We start from the raw sequence: 18,285 nt of genomic DNA, 5'->3' as shown, positions 1-18,285 counted from the left end.
CAAAAATGGCACGCAAGCGAATTCCATGGAATCAATACTTTATGATGCAGGCGCTAGTGATTGCCCAGCGGTCAACCTGCGACCGGGCGATGGTCGGCTCAGTCCTGGTCAAGGACAAGCGGATCCTGAGTACCGGCTATAACGGCTCCGTGTCCGGTGAGCCCCACTGCGATGACGTGGGCCACCAGCTGGTCGACGGTCACTGCGTCCGGACCATCCACTCGGAAATGAACAGCCTGATTTCCTGCGCCAAAAATGGGGTTTCCACCAATGGCACGGAAATCTTCGTGACCCACTTCCCTTGCTACAACTGCACCAAGCACTTGGTTCAGGCTGGAGTCAAGAAGATCAACTATTACTATGATTACCATGACAGTCCGCTTGCCATTCAGTTGTTGCAAGACAGTGGAGTACCTTATGAACAGATTAAGATTGACCGCCAATTCGTCGAAGAGCTGGCGCACAAGCTTGAAGACGGCAATCAATAAGCTGGTCCGCGCTTTGCCCCTGGTCTTGGTCCTGGCTTTGCTGACGGGCGCCAGCAGCTTTTTCGTCCAGGACAATGCCGGCATCCTGACCAAGGACACCCGGCAGATCGTGAACCGCAAGAATGCTAAGTATCAAAAGAGCCGCCAGCACCCGATCGTGATCGTGCAGACGCTTGACAATGCAAAGAAAACCCAGCCTTCAGGGCTGAACTATGCTCAAAAGACCGTCTATATCGTCGTCAACGTGCAAAAAGACGGGTCCAAGAAGGCCAACATCTATTCGAGCAGCGACTTGCACAGCCAGTTTACTGCCCAGGTGCGGGCCAACTTGCTCCGCAGCGTTGAAAGCGACCTGGCGGCTGACAGCAAGCTGACCGTCAACCGGGGAATCCAGAACCTGTTCAAGATGTGCGTGACCTTGGTTGACCAGCATTTTCATTTTCCAAAGGATGAGTATGACTTGTCGGCGGATGAAATCAGCCGCGTCACCAAGCCAGCGGACCTCCGCGTCCCGATCATGGTCGGCCTGCTGGTCGTCATCATTGGCTTGGTGACCTTCTGGCACTTCACGGTCAAAAGACGCCTGCGCAGATAGATTAAAAATAAACACGCTTATTTTTAAAAAAGCTGTTTACAAGGCTGACTTGAGCGTGTATAGTTTCCTGTGGAAGAAATTAATATATAGTGCAAATGAACTGTTAGGTGAGACTCCTACGTGAACACACGCTATCGCCCAGAAACATCCAGAGATGCCAACGGGTTAAATAGAAATTGTCGAAATAAGGCACTTTCCAGGTAGCTAGCATGTGCTTACGTCACGTAGTGTTAAAACTGATCGACTAGTAGATGACGCGTAGGCCTTGTTTGGCAAAGCCCCCCTTACAGTTTGGTGTAAGCGGGGCTTTTTTGTTCGTTTGCGGTAGCGATTTGAAAGGGGAGAAAGATGCTCAACATGACTAAGTCCACCGTAAAGGGGACAAAAGCAGCGAGTGAAGACGCAAAGCAAGTCGCGAGAATTGCTTTGGAAAGAAGAACGGTCACCCTGGCCCAACTCCATACCAGCAGCAGCGGTCTGACGACCGAGCAGGCGAATGAAATCCGGGAGAGAACGGGTTCCAATGAAATTGCCCACAGCAACAGCAACAGCAAGCTCAAATTCCTGGCTGAAGCCTTTCTGACGCCATTTACCCTGGTCTTGCTGGTGCTGGCCACCATGTCGCTGTTCACCAACTATATCCTGGTCCCAGCCAGTCAGAAGGACCTGAGCACGGTCATCATCATGATCGTCATGGTGCTCATTTCCGGAATTACTTCCTTTGTTCAGAACGTGCGGACTTCAAACGCGGTTGAATCCTTGATGAAGATGGTCTCCGTGACCACCAATATCCGCCGGGATGGCAAGGACCAGGAATTGCCGACCAAGGACGTGGTCGTTGGCGACATTATCAACGTTGCCGCCGGGGACATGGTTCCAGCCGACATGAAGCTGCTGTCCAGCACTGACTTGTTTTGCTCATCAAGCTCACTGAACGGGGAATCAACGCCAGTTGAAAAGATTGCCAACGTGGTGCCAACCTCAGACAAGCTGGACAACTACCTGGACTATCCAAACATCTTGTTTGAAGGGACTACGATCGTGTCCGGGTCAGGCCGCGGGGTAGTCTTTGCCACTGGCAACCGGACCATGTTCGGGAAGATGGCGGCCGACATTGCCAACACGGAAATGAAGGAAACCACTTTTGACACTGGGATCAAGGACATCTCCAAGCTCTTGATCACCATGACCGCGATCATCGCGCCTTTGGTTTTCATCATCAACGGCTTTACCAAGGGCAACTGGACTGATGCCTTGATTTTTGCCATTGCTACGGCCGTGGGCCTGACGCCGGAAATGCTGCCAGTCATCGTAACCACCAACCTGGTCCGGGGCAGCGTGGAAATGGGCAAGCACCAGACGATCGTCAAGAAGATGAACTCCATCCAGAATTTCGGCTCTGCTGACGTTCTGTGTACCGACAAGACCGGGACCTTGACCCAGGGGCAGGTCATTCTGGAGCGCCACTACAACCTGGATATGCGCGAAACCAGTCACGTGTTGAAGATGGCCTACCTGAACGCCTACTACCAGACGGGGATGCGGGACTTGATCGACAGCGCGGTCATCGACGCGGCCAACAATGAGCTGGATGTCAGTGAAATCCAGCGCGACTACCACAAGATTGATGAAATTCCATTTGACTTCAGAAGAAGACGGATGAGCGTGGTCGTTGCCAACTCCGACCAAAAGCACGGCGAGCACCTCCTGGTCACCAAGGGGGCGGCGGAAGAAATGCTGGCCTGCTCAAGCAGCGTGGAATTTGACGGGAAAGTCTTGCCGCTGACTGATGAGCGCAAGCAGAAGATCCTGCAGGACATCGATGAGATGAACGACGACGGAATGCGGGTGATTGTCTTGGGCTACAAGGTTGACCCATCGCCAGTCGGCGAGTTCACGGTCAAGGATGAAAGCAACTTGACCATCATCGGCTTCCTGACCTTCCTTGATCCGCCTAAGGAAAGCGCCAAGGCGGCCTTGAACAGCCTGCACCAGGACGGGATCACCGTCAAGATTCTGACGGGGGACAACGAAGCCGTTACCCGGACGGTTGCCCTCAAGGTCGGCTTGAACATTGATACGGTCTACAGCCAAAAGGACCTGGTCGGCAAGAGCGATGAAGAGCTGGCCAAGATCGTTGAGCAGTGCGATATTTTTGTCAAGCTGTCGCCAGAGTGGAAGACCAAGATTATCGCCACCCTGCAAAAGAACGGGCATACCGTTGGCTATATGGGCGATGGGATCAACGACGCGCCAGCTATGAAGCAGGCTGACGTCTCTATCTCAGTTGATTCCGCGGTCGATGTTGCTAAGGAATCAGCTGACATCATCCTGCTGCAAAAGGACCTGTCCGTTTTGGAGCATGCCGTCCGGATCGGCCGCAAGACTTTGACCAACACCATGAAGTACATCAAGATTACCCTGTCATCCAACTTCGGGAACATCTTGTCGATCATGGTTTCCTCAATCTTCCTGCCATTTCTGCCAATGCTGCCGTTGCAGCTGCTGATTTTGGACCTGCTCTACGGGACCAGCTGCCTGACCTTGCCATTTGACCGGGTTTCAGAGAACTACCTGCAAGTGCCGCGGGAATGGACGACCAAGAACATGCCGAAGTTCATGTTCTACTTTGGCCCAACGTCATCAATTTTTGACGTCATTACTTTCGCCTTGCTTTACTTCATTGTCTGCCCGGCCATCGTTGGCGGCAGCTATGCTTCCTTAGGACCAGCCGGTCAGCTGGCCTTCGTCACCATCTTCCACACGGGCTGGTTCATTGAATCCCTGTGGACCCAGGAAATGGTCATCCACGCCCTGCGTGACGAAAAGCTGCCATTCATCCAGCAGCGGGCTTCGTTGCCGGTCATGGTTGGGACTTTCGGAGCCGCCTTGTTTGGCACCTACCTGCCATTCTCCAGCGTGGCCAGAGCCATGAAGTTTGGCCCGATCTCAACCCAGTTCCTGTGGATCGTCTTTGGCCTCTTGGTCTGCTACCTGCTTTTGACCACGGTCGTCAAGTACTTCTACATGAAGAAGCAGAAGTTCCTGATTTAAATATAGAAGATAATTTTCCTATTAAAAACAAAAAGCCATCGGCACTCGCAACTTGAGTGAGCGATGGCTTTTTGAATGCCGGGCTTTAAGGCTTTTCTCAGCTAATCAGCTTTATTAAGCGCCTGCTTTTGGTGTATGATAGAGAGTAAGAATTTTTTAGGAGAACCACAATGGCAGAAAATAAGAAAACTTTTTATATCACTACGCCAATTTACTACCCATCAGGCAGATTGACGATCGGTAACGCTTATACTACGGTAGCCGCAGACACGATGACGCGCTACAAGAAGTCACGTGGCTACGACACTTTCTTTTTGACCGGGACCGACGAGCATGGCTTGAAGATTGAACAAAAGGCTGAAAAGCTGGGCATGAAGCCAAAGGAATACCTGGACGGCATGGTCAGCGACATCAAGGCCCTTTGGAGCAAGCTGGACATCAACTACGACAAGTTCATCCGGACTACTGATGAGCAGCACGTCAAGGCCGTGCAAAAGATCTTCGAAAAGCTCTTGAAGCAAGGCGACATCTACCTTGGCGAATACACGGGCTGGTACTCGGTTGAAGACGAGGAATACTTCACTGAATCCCAATTGAAGGAAGTCTTCAAGGACGACAAGGGCAACGTTGTCGGCGGGATTGCCCCATCTGGCCACGAAGTGCAGCTGGTCAAGGAGCCATCCTACTTCTTCAGAATGAGCAAGTATGCTGACCGGCTTCTCCAATACTACAAGGACCACCCAGAATTCATCCAGCCTAACTCCCGTGAAAAGGAAATGATCAACAACTTCATCAAGCCGGGCCTGGAAGACTTGTCAGTCACCAGAACCACGGTTGACTGGGGGATTCCGGTACCTAGCGATCCAAAGCACGTCATCTACGTCTGGATTGACGCTTTGGCCAACTATATCACCGCTTTGGGCTATGGCTCAGAAGACGACTCCCTGTTCAAGAAGTACTGGCCAGCTGACGTCCACCTGGTCGGCAAGGAAATCGTGCGCTTCCACACCATCTACTGGCCAATCATGCTGATGGCTTTGGATCTGCCGCTTCCTAAGCAGGTCTTTGGCCACGGCTGGGTTTTGATCTACAAGGACAAGATGTCCAAGTCAAAGGGCAACGCCGTTTACCCAGAATCACTGATTTCCCGCTATGGCCTGGACCCAGTCCGCTACTACTTGATGCGGGCCATCCCATTTGGCGCTGACGGCTCCTTCACCCCGGAAGACTTCGTTGAACGGACCAATTTTGATCTGGCCAACGACCTGGGCAACCTGTTGAACCGGACGGTGTCAATGATCAACCAATACCAGGCCGGCCGCGTGGCTCCTGTAGACCAAGAACAGGACAAGTTTGGCGCTGACCTGCAAGCCGTAGCTGCCAAGGCGATCAGCGACTACTACGACAACATGGACCACATGCACTTCTCCAACGCTTTGGAAAATGTCTGGCAATTGATTTCACGTGCCAACAAGTACATCGACGAAACCACTCCTTGGGTCCTGAACAAGGAAGGCAAGGCCGCTGAATTGTCACGCGTGATGAGCAACCTGGCTGAAACGCTGCGTTTGGTAGCGATCATGATTGCCCCAGTCATGACGGAAACTCCGGCCAAGATGTTCGCGCAGCTGGGTCTGGACTGGGATGACGCCAGCCAAAAGACTTTGGAATTTGGTGATTTTGCTTGGGACAGCAACGTTATTGCCAAGCCAACCCCAATCTTCCCACGTTTGAAGAACGAAGTAGAAGTGGCCTACATCAAGGAAGAAATGAAGAAGGCCAAGCCAAAGAAGCAATCCAGAAGAGAACAGAAGTCTGAAGAAAAGCTGATCACCATCGACGACTTCGACAAGGTCAAGATCCAAGTTGGCAAGATTCTGTCAGTTGAGCCAGTTCAAGGGTCAAGCAAGCTGCTGCTCTTCCACCTGGACTTTGGCGACGGCAATACCCGCCAGATCCTGTCTGGAATCCGCAAGTTCTATCCAGATGCAGCTGAGCTGCTGGACAAGAAGGTGTTGGCCGTAACCAACCTGAAGCCACGCAAGATGCTGGGCCATGAAAGCCAGGGCATGCTCTTGTCCAGTGAAAAGGACGGGGAAATCAAGCTGGCTCTGGTCGGCGATGAGCATCCTTTGGGGGCACTCTTAGGCTAATGAAGATCTACGACAACCATACCCACCTGAACGACAAGCCGTTTGCCGGCAAGGAGGCAGACTATGTCGCCCGCGCCCGTGACCTGGAGGTCGTGGGGATGAACTGCGTGGGGCAAGACCCGGAAATGAACCTGGGCGCCCTGCGGCTGGCCCGCCAGTTTCCAAACGTCAAGGCCATCATCGGCTACTGCCCGGACGTCGCCAAGGACTACGACCAGGCAGCCGAAGACCTGCTGGTTGAGCAGGCTCAGGATGACCAGGTGGTCGCGATCGGCGAAATCGGCCTGGACTATTACTGGGATGAATCTCCCCGGGACGTGCAGCGGGCAGTTTTTGCCCGGCAGCTTGAAGTTGCCCGCGACCTGCATTTGCCGGTGAACATCCACACCAGGGATGCCTTTGAGGACTGCTACCGGATTCTTAAGGAAGCCAACCTGGAATACGGGGCCGTTTTGCACAGCTACAACGGAGGCCCTGAATGGACGGAAAAGTTCCTGGGCTTGGACGACGTGACCTTGTCCTTCTCAGGGGTGGTTTCCTTCAAGAACGCCAAGGAAGTGCATGAGTCAGCCAAAATGGCGCCGCTGGACCGCTTTATGGTGGAAACGGACGCTCCATACCTGACGCCGGTGCCGCACCGCGGCCACCAGAACGAGCCAGGCTACGTCCGCTATGTGGCCCAAGCCATTGCGGATCTCAAGGGGATCAGCCTGGCTGAGGCAGCCCAAGCTGCGTTTGAAAATACTATGAGGGTTTACGGATTAAATGCAGAAGAATTTTAACGCCGTCGTTGTCGTGGAAGGCAAAGACGACACAATTCGCTTGAAGCAGTTTTTTCCAGGCATTGAGACGGTCGAGACGAATGGCTCGGCCGTTTCTGATGTCTTTTTGGAAAAGCTGAAAAAATTGGCCCAGACCCGGGAGATCATCGTCTTTACCGACCCGGACGTCAACGGGGAGCGGATTCGGCGGATCGTCACGGAAGCCGTTCCTAATGCCAAGCAGGCCTTTATCACCCGCAAGGAAGGGGAGCCGGCCGGGGCTGGCAGCCTGGGCGTGGAGCATGCCTCAAAGGAGGCCCTGGAGCGCGCTTTGACTGAGCTTCATGCCGTGGAGGCGGCTGAGCCTGATTTTGACTACAGCGACTATATCGACCTGGGCCTGGCTTTGGGCAAGACTTCGCGCAAGCTCCGCGAAGCCGTCGGGATCAAGCTCGGGATCGGCTATGCCAATTCAAAAAGGTTTTATGAGCGCCTGCGGACCTATGGCATCAGCTACCAGCAACTAGCGCGGGCAGTAAAGGAGGCAGAAAATGTCCAATCAGATTCCAATCGCGACGCCCGTTAGAACGGCCGCGATCGTCAACCGCTACTTCGTCCACGCCAAGAAGAACCTTGGCCAGAACTTCCTGGTCGACCTGGATGCCGTCCAGGGGATCGTGGAAGCCGCTGGCATTGAGCCCGGCGACCAGGTGATTGAAATCGGACCGGGGATCGGGTCTTTGACCGAGCAGCTGCTTTTGGCGGGCGGGAAGGTTTTTGCCTATGAAGTCGACGACAGCCTGCCGGAAATTCTCCACAATGAGCTGCCGCAAAAGATTGCCGGGGAAGCTTTGGCTGACCGTTTCAAGATCGTCTTGAAGGACGTCTTGAAGGCCAACTTTGCCGAAGACCTGGCCGGCTTCTTTGACCCAGCCAAGCCAGTCAAGGTTGTGGCCAACCTGCCTTATTACATCACGACTCCGATCATCTTCAACTTGATCGAGTCCGACCTGAATTTCACCAGCTTGACCCTGATGATGCAAAAGGAAGTCGCTGAGCGGCTGGCAGCTGAGCCTGGCTCTAAGGCCTACGGTCCATTGACCATTGTCGTGCAGACCCAAATGCGGGTCAACCTGGCCCTGGAAGTGGACCACCGCTCCTTTATGCCGGCTCCGAAGGTTGATTCAGCCGTAGTCGTCTTGACGCCGCTTAAAGAGGCCGAGCGGGCCGATGTCGGCGACCGCAAGCACTTCAACTGGGTCGTCAAGATGTGCTTCTCCCAAAGAAGAAAGACCTTAAACAACAACTTGAAGAACCTGTTGCCAGACAAGGGGCAAAGAGACCAGCTGTTCACGGACCTGGATTTGGATCCCAAGACCCGGCCGGAGCAGCTGCCGATCGCAACTTTTATAAAAATAAATGAGGAAATTTCCCGTTTATCTAAATAAATGTATTAATAGTCTTGCTTTTGCTTGTGAAATATGCTTTAATGGACTCAAAGGAGTGTCATTAATTGCCAGTAACTATTCAAACTATTAAGCAAAAGTTGGACGCCCACCTTGGTGAAGAACTGACGATTGTTGCCCAAGCGGGCCGCAAGAAGGTCACCAGAAGACGGGGCATTTTGAAAAACACCTTTCCAGCCGTATTCGTAGTTGCACTGGATCAGGACAGCAACAACTTCGAGCATGCTTCATACAGCTATACGGACGTTTTGACCAAGAATATCTTGATCGAATTCGATGATGAAGCAGCGACTGAGTAAAAGCCGAATTTTTGCACTAACATTTCTGAAAAATGTTAGTGCTTTTTTTTGCCCTTTAGAGTATATTAGTATAAGTACAAAAACAGACATTAGGAAGGAAACAGAATGAAACGTTCAGAAAGATTAGTAGACATGACCAAGTTTTTGATGGAACGGCCACATACTCTGATTGCTCTGCCTTTCTTTGCTAAGCGCTATGGGGCCGCCAAGTCCTCAATCTCCGAAGACCTGGCCATCTTGAAGCATACCCTCGCGGCAAACGAAGACGGCATCTTGGAGACGGTCGCCGGCGCGGCAGGAGGGGTGCGCTACATTCCATTCCTGGGTCGCAAGCCAGCTGAGAAGTACTTAAAGGACCTGGCCAGCCGGATTCAAGACCCCAGCCGGATTCTGCCTGGCGGCTTCGTGTACTTGTCCGACGTCTTGGGTGGCCCGCAGGACTTGGGCATGATTGGGAAGCTGATTGCCTCCCGCTACGCTTACTCAGACATTGAGGCGGTCATGACGGTGGAAACCAAGGGGATTTCTTTGGCCAATGCCGTTGCTGCCTACTTAAACGTCCCAGCCGTAACGGCCCGCAAGCGGTCAAAGGTTACGGAAGGGGCAACCGTTTCCGTCAACTACATGTCTTCTTCAACTTCACGCGTGGCCAAGATGGAGCTGCCAACCCGGGCCTTGCAAAAAGATACGAACGTTCTGATTGTGGACGACTTCATGAAGGGCGGCGGCACTTTGGACGGGATGCGGCAATTGGTTAAGGAATTCAACTGCAAGGTCGCCGGCGTCTGCGTGCTTTGCGAGACTGAATACGAAGCCGACCGCAAGATCAAGGACTACGTTTCTTTGATCAATATCGACGAAATTGACAGCGAAAAGGAATCAATCGTCGCTGAACCTGGGAACTTTTTGACTAGAACTGACTTTGACCGCTTCTAAATGTTACAATAGGTTGAGTTTATTGATTTAGAAGGTTATTTATCATGGAAAAATACGTTGTAGTTTTGGCTGCCGGCAAGGGCACCAGAATGAAATCAAAGCTGTACAAGGTTTTGCACAAGGTCTGCGGCAAGACCATGGTGGAACATGTCGTTGGCGCGGCCAGCGCTTTGAAGCCGGAAAAGATCGTGACCATCGTTGGCCATGGAGCTGAAGACGTGGAAAAGGTGCTGAAAGGCAAGTCTGAATTTGCCTTCCAGGAACAGCAATTGGGGACGGGGCATGCCGTAATGCAGGCTCAAGCCCAATTGGAAGGACTGGATGGGGCAACTCTGGTCGTAACTGGCGACACGCCGCTTTTTACCAGCGAGACTTTTGCCAAGCTGTTTGCCTACCATGAAGAAGAAGGCAACGCCGCGACCGTCTTGACTGCTGAAGCGCCAAACCCATTTGGCTATGGCAGAATCATCAGAGACGACCAAGGCAACGTGCTGCGGATCGTTGAGCAAAAGGACGGCAATCCTGAAGAGCTCAAGGTCAAGGAAATCAACACTGGCGTTTTCTGCTTTGACAACAAGAAACTGTGGGAAGCCCTGAAGCAGATCGGCAATGACAACGCCCAAGGCGAATACTACATTACTGATGTCATTGAAATTCTGCGCAAGCAAGGCGATAAGGTCGGTGCCTACAAGATGCCGGACTTCAGCGAAAGCCTTGGCGTCAACGACCGGGTAGCCTTGGCAGAAGCTACGCGGATCATGCAAGCCCGCATCAACAAGAAGCACATGGAAGACGGGGTAACCTTTATTGATCCAGCCACGGCCTACATTGACGCTGGCGTCAAGATTGGCAACGACACGGTGATTGAAGGCTGCGTAACCATCAAGGGCAACACCGAGATCGGTTCAGACTGCCTGATCACTTCCGGTTCCCGGATTATTGACAGCAAGATTGGCAATGGGGTAACCGTTACCTCATCAACTCTGGAAGAAGCCCAAATGGACGACAACACTGACATTGGCCCTAACTCCCACCTGCGGCCAAAGGCAGTGATCCGCAAGGGCGCGCACCTAGGCAACTTCGTTGAAGTCAAGAAGGCTGAAATCGGCGAAAACACCAAGGTGGGCCACCTGACTTACGTTGGCGACGCTACCTTGGGCAAGGACATCAACGTTGGCTGCGGGACCATCTTCTCCAACTTTGACGGGGTCAAGAAGTTCCACACCAATGTTGGCGACAAGGCCTTCATCGGTGCCGGCTCAACTTTGATCGCGCCAATCAACGTGGCTGACCATGCGTTTGTGGCCGCTGACTCAACGATTACCAAGGACGTTGGCCGCTATGAAATGGCCATCGCCCGCGGCCGTCAAGTCAACAAGGAAGACTACTGGCACAAGCTGCCGCTTTCTGAGTCTGACGACTGGAAATAATTTATTTAAAGTGAAGATGATCCATAGTAATTTATGGATCGATACAATAACGGTCTTCCTGTGACTGACAGTCACGGAAGACCGTTTTTTTCGTAATAATCCCCAACCAAGCCAAAATCACGCGTTTCGTTTCAAAACTACTGCGGCCAAGGTCCAAATCTTTTTTTACAAACTCAGGAGCGATCTGCTTCGACTTGTTCAAAGTCTGATTAATCTATTTTGGTTAAAAGCGCTTGTTGCAAAACGATTACAAAAGGACGGAAAAATTAATTTTCTCAAGATGGTGTATTCGCTTACAATGCTTAAGAAAGATTTATTGTTTCTTTTTTAAACTTTAACAACTATTTTTTAGTCTCGAGGTGTATAATCGAACAGAAGTAAGGGTGTTGTATTTCAGACATACGAAGAGAGGTATTTTTCAATGAAACTTACAAAGAAGATTGCACTTGTTTCTGCATCACTGGCTTTGGGCATGGCTGCTCCAGCAGTTTTGGCTGCTGAAAACGCTAGCGTGACTCTGGCTGCGACTCAAGCAACTGCCGTTACGGTCACTAAGAAGACTGCTCCTTACTACCACAAGGACGGCTCAAAGTTCACCAAGGCTAAGCCTTACAAGTACGGCAAGTACTCCAGCGCTACTACTGGCAAGGGCGCAAACTACAAGGTAATCAAGACCGTTACTATCAAAGGTGCTAAGTATTACTACATCGGCAACGATGCTTATTTGAAGGCTTCAGACGTTAAGGTAACTGCAAGCAAGACTGTTAAGGCTGCTTCATTATCAAAGAAGACCTCAACTAAGACTGCGGCTAAGAAGGCCACTTCAACTAAGACCTCAGCTAAGTCATCATCAAAGAAGACTGCAAGCAAGACTTCATCAAAGAAGACTGCAGCCAAGAAGACTTCAACTAAGAAGGCTGCCACTGCTAAGAAAGCTGCTGTCCCAGCTGGTACCGCAACCAATGTTACTTCCGTTACGGTAACTAAGAAGACTACTCCTTTCTACCACGCAGACGGCTCAAAGTTCACTAAGGCCAACCCATACAAGTACGCTGGCTGGACTAGCACTGTAGCTTACAAGAACATTACCTTCAAGGTTTCCAAGGAATTGACCCTCAAGGGTGCCAAGTACTACTACATCGGCAACAACGCCTACCTGAAGGCTTCAGACGTTAAGGTAGCTTCATCAAAGAAGGCCGCAGCTAAGAAGACTACCTCATCAAAGAAGACCTCAACTAAGTCATCAAGCAAGACTTCATCAAAGAAGACTTCAACTAAGAAGGCAGCAAAGACGGTGGCAGCAGTCAAGGTAGCCAAGAAGACTGTTCCTTACTACCACAAGAACGGTTCAAAGTTCACCAAGGCCAAGCCTTACAAGTACAATGGCTGGAGCAGCACTGTAGCTTACAAGAACGTTAGCTACAACGTTGTAAAGACTGTTACTATCAAGGGCGCTAAGTACTACTACATCGGCAACGACGCTTACTTGAAGGCTTCAGACGTTACGGTAACCAAGACTAAGTAATCCAAGAAAAGCTTTGACGCGAGTCAAGGCTTTTTTGATGCCCGAAAACAGACGTTTTATTCTATCCATGCCAAAAATAAAAGCCTTTCCTGCTTTTTGGCCATGGCAAAGGCGGGAAGAGGGAAATTTTTTGCTTAAAAACTGAACACAAATGGCTTTTTTCCAACAAAAGAATGCTGGACTTTGTTAAAATAGAAGTTGGTAAATGCTGTTTTTTTCGGAGGAAATTATGTCTTACAAGGACAATATCAAGCTTTTTGCTCTTAATTCAAACAAGCCATTGGCTGAAAGAATCGCCAAGCGCATGGGTGTGAAGCTGTCAACTTCAAGCGTTGTTCGCTTCAGTGACGGCGAAATCCAAGTCAACATTGACGACTCAGTTCGTGGCAAGGACGTATTCTTGATTCAATCAACCAGTGCTCCAGTCAACGACAACTTGATGGAACTCTTGATCATGATCGACGCCGTTCGCCGGGCCAGCGCGGCTTCAGTCAACATCGTGCTGCCATACTACGGCTACGCTCGTCAAGACCGCAAGACCCGTGCCCGTGAACCAATCACTGCCAAGCTCGTTGCCGACATGATTCAAACCGCCGGGGCTGACCGCGTGCTGTCATTGGACCTGCACGCTCCACAAATTCAAGGCTTCTTCGACATCCCTGTCGACAACTTGATGGGCGCGCCGCTTTTGGCTGACTACTTCCTGAGCAACCACTTGGAAGAAGACGCGGTTGTCGTTTCACCAGACCACGGTGGCGTTACCCGTGCCCGCAAGCTGGCTGAATTCCTTGGCACGCCAATTGCCATCGTTGACAAGCGCCGTCCACGCGCCAACGTTGCTGAAGTCATGAACATCATCGGTGACGTTAAGGGCAAGCGCGCGATCCTGATCGACGACATGATCGATACTGCCGGCACCATCACCTTGGCTGCCCAAGCCTTGAAGGATGCCGGTGCAACCGAAGTCTACGCTTGCGCGACTCACGCCGTTTTGTCCGGCCCAGCGATCGACCGCTTGAACAACTCAGTAATCAAGCGCCTTGTTTTGACCGACTCAATTCAGCAGCCAGCCGAAAAGAACCTGGACAAGATGACTTTGGTTTCAGTTGGACCTTTGATGGGCGATGCCATCAAGCTGATCTTGGAACACAAGGCAATGAGCCCGTTGTTCGACACGCGTTACGACGCCAACAAGTACAAGGACCAATAAGCTTTTCAGCTTTCAGAGTCTAAAAAACTACCAAGTTTCATAGAACTTGGTAGTTTTTCTTTTATTTGTTTTTCTTGCTTGGCCGGCGCAGGTAGTGCAGGGAACCATTCTTGATGTACTTCTGGAATTCCTCGTAGATCGCGTCAAAAAGCTGGGTCTCATCCCCGCGGCTGAGCATGGCCGTCGGGAAGAAGAAGCGCTCGTCGCCCTGCAAGGTCCCGTTTAAGGCCTTGACCAGGGGGCTGAGGTGGGAAAGCTCAATCAAGGAGCCGTCGTCCTGCATGATCTCAATCTGGCTGTTGGCGTTCTTGCCCGTTGGCTTGTAGGCGTCATATGGCTCATCATAAGCAGAGTTGACGTCGGTGTAATAGTCCGGGTTGAAGCCTGCCTGCTTGATCAGGCGCTTGAGCTTGGGGATCAGGCCCTTGCTTTCCTCGTCGATCTTGACGCTGGCCAGGGGCTTGCGGAAAAGGTAGCGGCTGGCCAGGTCGGCTAAAATCGGGTCCTTGGACTGGGTCCACATGGAGAAGTTGGTCTCCATGACCCCGTCGTCCATTTTAAGGTAGTCGTCCAAGGTCCAGTCGCCTGCCAAAAAATGCGCCAGGCTGGGAGTGACTTCCAGCTCGCCTTTTTGGTAGAGCAGCTGGGCTCTTTCCAAAAGGTGGTGGAGGATGACTTCCATGGACCGGTTGACCCGGTGGTAGTAAATCTGCTGGTACATTTGGTAGCGGGAGACGATATAGTCTTCAACGGCATGCATCCCGTTAGCCGTAAAGCAGATCCCGTCCTTATATGGACGAATGACCCGGAAGACCCGGTCAAGGTCGAATTCCCCGTATGAGGCCCCGGTGAAGTAGGCGTCTCTAAGCAGGTAGTCCATCCGGTCAGCGTCAGCCTGGCTGGAGATCATCTTGACGACCTGGGGGTTGTTGTAGGTCTTGGCGATTACGCTGGCCACGGCTTCAGGGAAGCTGGGCGAGACCTGCCGCAGGGCTTGGTTGACCTCGGTGGAGGGGTCGGTGATGATCATCTGGCCAATTTTTTCATGGTTGGTGCCAAAAAGGTGCTCAAAGGTGTGAGAGTAAGGACCGTGGCCGATGTCATGCAAGAGGCCGGCACATTGGACCAGGAGGTTCTCATCGCTGTTCCACAGTCCATCGCCAGGCACCTGGGACGGATACTTGTCCGTAAACAGGTTGGAAATGCGGCGGGCTAGTTCATAAACGCCCAGATTGTGTTCAAAACGGGTGTGGGTTGCCCCGGGGAAAACGAACGCCGTTGGCCCCAGCTGCTTGATCCGGCGCATCCGCTGGAATTCTTTGGACCGGACGACGTCCAGAACCACTTGGGTTTCAAGATGGATGTAGCCGTGGACCGGGTCGCGGACGACGACTTCACGGGCCAACTTTGGACTGGTAAATTTAGGCAAAACAGGATCCTCCATTCTTAATTGTTTTTATTTTTCCAAAAACATATTAAAATATGTTCAGGAATATGCTATCTAAAATTATAGCAAAAGACCCTCCAGCCTGCTGAAGGGACTATTTGATTAAAGCGCGAAAGTTAGTGAAATATGAGTAAGAAAGTCAAGATCAACTTAACCAGCAAGATTACCCAAGCGGACCAAACTGAGACTATCCGCCAGGAGGCAGACGGGGAGCTGCGCGAAGACGGGGCCATCAAGCGGATTTTTTATGAGACGGAAAACGTACCGGTCAAGATGCTCGTCAAGGAGCAGGAGCTGCTGATCCGCCGGGGGAGCGATCGGGCCAACTTCTCCCAGATGCACTTTATCTTGGGCGAGAAAGGTCAGTGCAAGTACGTCGTCCAGGGCCGGCAAATGGATCTGATGTCTGAGACCAAGCGGCTGGAATTCAAAGAAATTGCCGCTGGCCAGCAACTTGAAGTTGAATATGACCTGTTTAGTGGTGTAGACTTAATTGGTAGTTATGCCGTCTCGTTGATTTTTGCTTAAATGACGTGTAAAATAGATAAGATTAAATAGAGAGGACGCTCAACTGTGGGATTAGCTGATTTTAAAGACGTAGATCGCAACGAATTATCAATGATTGAAGTTGCGCACGCAATTTTGGAAGATCATGGCGAAAGAATGGCTTTTGCCGATATCGTAAACGAAGTACAACAATACTTGCACAAGAGTGATGAAGAAATTCGCGAACGCTTGCCACAATTTTACACGGACATGAACACCGATGGCCGCTTTATTTCCATGGGTGAAAACGTGTGGGCGCTGCGGACCTGGTTCAAGTACGAGGCGATCGACGAAGAAGTCGACCACCCAGAAGACGATGGTGATGAAGCCTCAACCCGCAAGCACCACAAGAAGGTCAACGCCTTCTTGGCAACGACTGAAGGCGACGACGTGATCGACTACGAAAACGACGACCCTGAAGACGAAGACATGGACAGCGTCGACGATGACGATGACACTGACGACGATGACGACAGTTCCGACGACAATTACGATGACGACTACAGTGATTACGACGATGACAGCGATGATGAAGACGAAGACTCACTGCCAGACGGAATTGAAGGCCAATTGTCCCAGCTTGACGATGACATGGACGACGAAGACGACAGCGACGAATAATTAATTATTGGGGTTGGCCCTTGACTTAAATGGCAAAAGCCGCTAATATTTTGCTTGGGCACCCTATGTGCGTTTAGCTCCCTGACCAAGGGAGCTTTTTATTTTTTTCAAAGGAGAGCTCAATGACAAAATATATCTTTGTGACAGGTGGCGTTGTTTCATCACTGGGGAAGGGGATCACGGCGTCAAGCATTGGCCGGTTGCTTAAAAACCGGGGCCTGAAGGTCACCATGCAAAAGTTTGACCCATACATCAACATCGACCCAGGGACGATGAACCCATACCAGCACGGTGAAGTCTTCGTCACCGATGACGGTACTGAAGCTGACCTTGACTTGGGCCACTATGAAAGACTGGTCGACGTTAGAACCAGCAAGTACTCCAACGTCACGACCGGTAAGATCTACCAAGAGGTCCTGATGCGCGAGCGCCGCGGCGACTACCACGGCGGCACTGTGCAAGTGATTCCGCACGTAACCAACATGATCAAGGAAAAGGTGATGCGGGCAGCCCAAATGACTGACACCGACGTCGTTATTTCCGAAATCGGCGGTACGGTTGGCGACATGGAATCAACTCCATTCATGGAAGCCATCCGGCAAATGCGCCGGGAAGTCGGGGCTGAAAACGTCATGTACGTTCACGTGACCTTCGTGCCATACCTGCGCGCGGCTAAGGAACTGAAGTCCAAGCCAACCCAGCAGTCAGTAGCAACTTTGCGGTCAATCGGGATTCAGCCAAACATGCTGGTTCTGCGCTCAGAGATGGAAGTTCCACAGGAAATGAAGGACAAGATCTCAACCTTCACCGACGTGCCAGTCGACTACATCGTTGAATCGCTTGACGCGCCATCATTGTTTGACGTGCCGCTGTCATACCAGGAACAAGGCGTTGACCAAAAGATCGTCGACTTCCTGCACATCGACAGTCCTAAGCCAGTTGCTGACATGGATGAATGGCGCCGGATGGATGAACGGGCAAAGAACCTGAAGCACAAGACCAAGATCACCCTGGTCGGCAAGTACGTTGAACTGGAAGATGCCTACATCTCAGTTACTGACGCCCTGCAGCACGCCGGCTACCTGTACAACACCAAGATCGAAGTTGAAAAGATCCAGGCGGAAGACATTACCAAGGACAATGTTGCTGACCTGCTCAAGGACACTCAAGGCTTGATCGTGCCTGGCGGTTTCGGGACCCGCGGCCTTGAAGGCATGATTTTGGCCATCCAATACGCGCGCGAGCATGACCTGCCATTCTTTGGGATCTGCCTGGGGATGCAGATGGCCAGCGTGGAATTCGCCCGCAACGTCCTGCACCTCAACGATGCCAACTCTGCCGAAGCTGAGCCAGACTGCGAAAACAACATCATTGACTTGATGGCTGACCAGCGCGACCAGGAAAAGATCGGCGGCACCTTGCGTCTGGGCCTTTACCCAGCCATGCTGAAGGCCGGCAGCAAGACCCGCGCCTGCTACGACAACCAGGACGTCATCCAAGAACGTCACCGTCACCGCTACGAGTTCAACAACAAGTACCGGGCTGCCTTTGAAAAGGCCGGCATGACCTTCAGCGGGGTTTCACCTGACAACCGCCTGGTTGAAATTATCGAATTGAGCGACAAGAAGTTCTTCATCGCCGCCCAATACCACCCGGAATTCCTGAGCAGACCTAACCGTCCAGAAGGCTTGTTCAAGGGCTTTATTGGGGCAGCCAGTGGTTTGCAGGTCGACAAGTTCTAATTTTTGTACGAT

General features: G+C 51.7%; 16 protein-coding genes and 1 riboswitch. Of the genes, 15 read left to right on the top strand and 1 reads right to left on the bottom strand.

Going from position 1 to position 18,285, the window contains the following annotated elements; all coding sequences use genetic code 11:
• Window positions 1-5 precede the first annotated feature (5 nt).
• The 12 genes from OCH80_RS03955 (at window position 6) to OCH80_RS03900 (ending at window position 13,917) form a co-directional block, all read left to right on the top strand.
• Window positions 6-488 carry a deaminase gene (locus OCH80_RS03955; RefSeq protein ID WP_154546784.1) on the top strand — a complete coding sequence of 161 codons (483 nt, stop codon included), beginning with the start codon at window positions 6-8 and terminating at the stop codon, window positions 486-488.
• The gene (locus OCH80_RS03950) at window positions 469-1,083 is read left to right on the top strand and encodes a methanol dehydrogenase (RefSeq protein WP_404538091.1); all 615 of its coding nucleotides are present in this window, start codon (window positions 469-471) and stop codon (window positions 1,081-1,083) included. The genes OCH80_RS03955 and OCH80_RS03950 overlap by 20 nt, the downstream gene beginning before the upstream one ends.
• A gap of 92 nt (window positions 1,084-1,175) precedes the next feature.
• Window positions 1,176-1,339, top strand: a riboswitch (M-box (ykoK) riboswitch).
• 101 nt (window positions 1,340-1,440) lie between these two features.
• Entirely contained in the window at window positions 1,441-4,137 is a 2,697-nt protein-coding gene (gene mgtA, locus OCH80_RS03945) for a magnesium-translocating P-type ATPase (RefSeq protein WP_404538021.1), read from the top strand.
• A gap of 170 nt (window positions 4,138-4,307) precedes the next feature.
• Window positions 4,308-6,290, top strand: coding sequence for a methionine--tRNA ligase (gene metG / locus OCH80_RS03940; RefSeq protein ID WP_404538019.1), 1,983 nt, complete (start codon window positions 4,308-4,310; stop codon window positions 6,288-6,290).
• On the top strand, window positions 6,290-7,072 hold the full coding sequence (locus OCH80_RS03935) for a TatD family hydrolase (RefSeq protein ID WP_404538017.1): 783 nt from the start codon (window positions 6,290-6,292) through the stop codon (window positions 7,070-7,072). The genes metG and OCH80_RS03935 overlap by 1 nt, the downstream gene beginning before the upstream one ends.
• Window positions 7,056-7,637 carry a ribonuclease M5 gene (gene rnmV, locus OCH80_RS03930; RefSeq protein WP_404538015.1) on the top strand — a complete coding sequence of 194 codons (582 nt, stop codon included), beginning with the start codon at window positions 7,056-7,058 and terminating at the stop codon, window positions 7,635-7,637. Before OCH80_RS03935 ends, rnmV begins: the two co-directional genes overlap by 17 nt.
• Window positions 7,603-8,499, top strand: coding sequence for a 16S rRNA (adenine(1518)-N(6)/adenine(1519)-N(6))-dimethyltransferase RsmA (gene rsmA, locus OCH80_RS03925; protein WP_404538013.1), 897 nt, complete (start codon window positions 7,603-7,605; stop codon window positions 8,497-8,499). The genes rnmV and rsmA overlap by 35 nt, the downstream gene beginning before the upstream one ends.
• Window positions 8,500-8,564: 65 nt before the next feature.
• A complete protein-coding gene (locus tag OCH80_RS03920; protein WP_404538011.1) occupies window positions 8,565-8,816 on the top strand; it encodes a Veg family protein in 252 nt (83 codons plus the stop codon).
• Between the two features lie 105 nt (window positions 8,817-8,921).
• A complete protein-coding gene (purR, locus tag OCH80_RS03915; RefSeq protein ID WP_206987827.1) occupies window positions 8,922-9,752 on the top strand; it encodes a pur operon repressor in 831 nt (276 codons plus the stop codon).
• A 44-nt stretch (window positions 9,753-9,796) separates the two neighbouring features.
• A complete protein-coding gene (gene glmU, locus OCH80_RS03910; RefSeq protein ID WP_404538008.1) occupies window positions 9,797-11,182 on the top strand; it encodes a bifunctional UDP-N-acetylglucosamine diphosphorylase/glucosamine-1-phosphate N-acetyltransferase GlmU in 1,386 nt (461 codons plus the stop codon).
• A 421-nt stretch (window positions 11,183-11,603) separates the two neighbouring features.
• A complete protein-coding gene (locus OCH80_RS03905; protein ID WP_404538006.1) occupies window positions 11,604-12,707 on the top strand; it encodes a hypothetical protein in 1,104 nt (367 codons plus the stop codon).
• 229 nt (window positions 12,708-12,936) lie between these two features.
• Window positions 12,937-13,917, top strand: a complete 981-nt coding sequence (locus tag OCH80_RS03900) for a ribose-phosphate diphosphokinase (protein WP_154546794.1) — start codon at window positions 12,937-12,939, stop codon at window positions 13,915-13,917.
• A gap of 61 nt (window positions 13,918-13,978) precedes the next feature.
• Here the strand turns inward: OCH80_RS03900 and OCH80_RS03895 are convergent, their stop codons facing one another.
• A complete protein-coding gene (locus tag OCH80_RS03895; protein WP_154546795.1) occupies window positions 13,979-15,346 on the bottom strand; it encodes an HD domain-containing protein in 1,368 nt (455 codons plus the stop codon).
• Window positions 15,347-15,490: 144 nt separating this feature from the next.
• On the opposite strand from OCH80_RS03895, the gene OCH80_RS03890 reads away from it, so the two are divergent.
• From OCH80_RS03890 to OCH80_RS03880, 3 genes are all read left to right on the top strand, one after another.
• Complete coding sequence (locus tag OCH80_RS03890; RefSeq protein ID WP_404538003.1) at window positions 15,491-15,892, top strand: DUF1934 domain-containing protein; 402 nt, start codon at window positions 15,491-15,493, stop codon at window positions 15,890-15,892.
• Window positions 15,893-15,937: 45 nt separating this feature from the next.
• On the top strand, window positions 15,938-16,531 hold the full coding sequence (rpoE, locus tag OCH80_RS03885) for a DNA-directed RNA polymerase subunit delta (protein WP_404538001.1): 594 nt from the start codon (window positions 15,938-15,940) through the stop codon (window positions 16,529-16,531).
• 122 nt (window positions 16,532-16,653) lie between these two features.
• The gene (locus tag OCH80_RS03880; protein WP_154546798.1) at window positions 16,654-18,273 is read left to right on the top strand and encodes a CTP synthase; all 1,620 of its coding nucleotides are present in this window, start codon (window positions 16,654-16,656) and stop codon (window positions 18,271-18,273) included.
• The last annotated feature ends 12 nt before the right edge of the window (window positions 18,274-18,285 follow it).

It is taken from the genome of Lactobacillus sp. 23-2 (assembly GCF_044902225.1).
GTDB lineage: Bacteria > Bacillota > Bacilli > Lactobacillales > Lactobacillaceae > Lactobacillus > Lactobacillus absianus.
The sequence above is the reverse complement of the archived record's forward strand: the minus strand, read 5'-3'. Positions and strand labels throughout refer to the sequence as shown.

Bases quoted from the DNA above. Each gene is read 5' to 3' on its own strand.
- OCH80_RS03955 (WP_154546784.1), top strand. From the start codon at position 6: ATGGCACGCAAGCGAATTCCATGGAATCAATACTTTATGATGCAGGCG.
- mgtA (WP_404538021.1), top strand. From the start codon at position 1,441: ATGACTAAGTCCACCGTAAAGGGGACAAAAGCAGCGAGTGAAGACGCA.
- metG (WP_404538019.1), top strand. From the start codon at position 4,308: ATGGCAGAAAATAAGAAAACTTTTTATATCACTACGCCAATTTACTAC.
- OCH80_RS03935 (WP_404538017.1), top strand. From the start codon at position 6,290: ATGAAGATCTACGACAACCATACCCACCTGAACGACAAGCCGTTTGCC.
- rnmV (WP_404538015.1), top strand. From the start codon at position 7,056: ATGCAGAAGAATTTTAACGCCGTCGTTGTCGTGGAAGGCAAAGACGAC.
- rsmA (WP_404538013.1), top strand. From the start codon at position 7,603: ATGTCCAATCAGATTCCAATCGCGACGCCCGTTAGAACGGCCGCGATC.
- purR (WP_206987827.1), top strand. From the start codon at position 8,922: ATGAAACGTTCAGAAAGATTAGTAGACATGACCAAGTTTTTGATGGAA.
- glmU (WP_404538008.1), top strand. From the start codon at position 9,797: ATGGAAAAATACGTTGTAGTTTTGGCTGCCGGCAAGGGCACCAGAATG.
- OCH80_RS03905 (WP_404538006.1), top strand. From the start codon at position 11,604: ATGAAACTTACAAAGAAGATTGCACTTGTTTCTGCATCACTGGCTTTG.
- OCH80_RS03900 (WP_154546794.1), top strand. From the start codon at position 12,937: ATGTCTTACAAGGACAATATCAAGCTTTTTGCTCTTAATTCAAACAAG.
- OCH80_RS03890 (WP_404538003.1), top strand. From the start codon at position 15,491: ATGAGTAAGAAAGTCAAGATCAACTTAACCAGCAAGATTACCCAAGCG.
- OCH80_RS03880 (WP_154546798.1), top strand. From the start codon at position 16,654: ATGACAAAATATATCTTTGTGACAGGTGGCGTTGTTTCATCACTGGGG.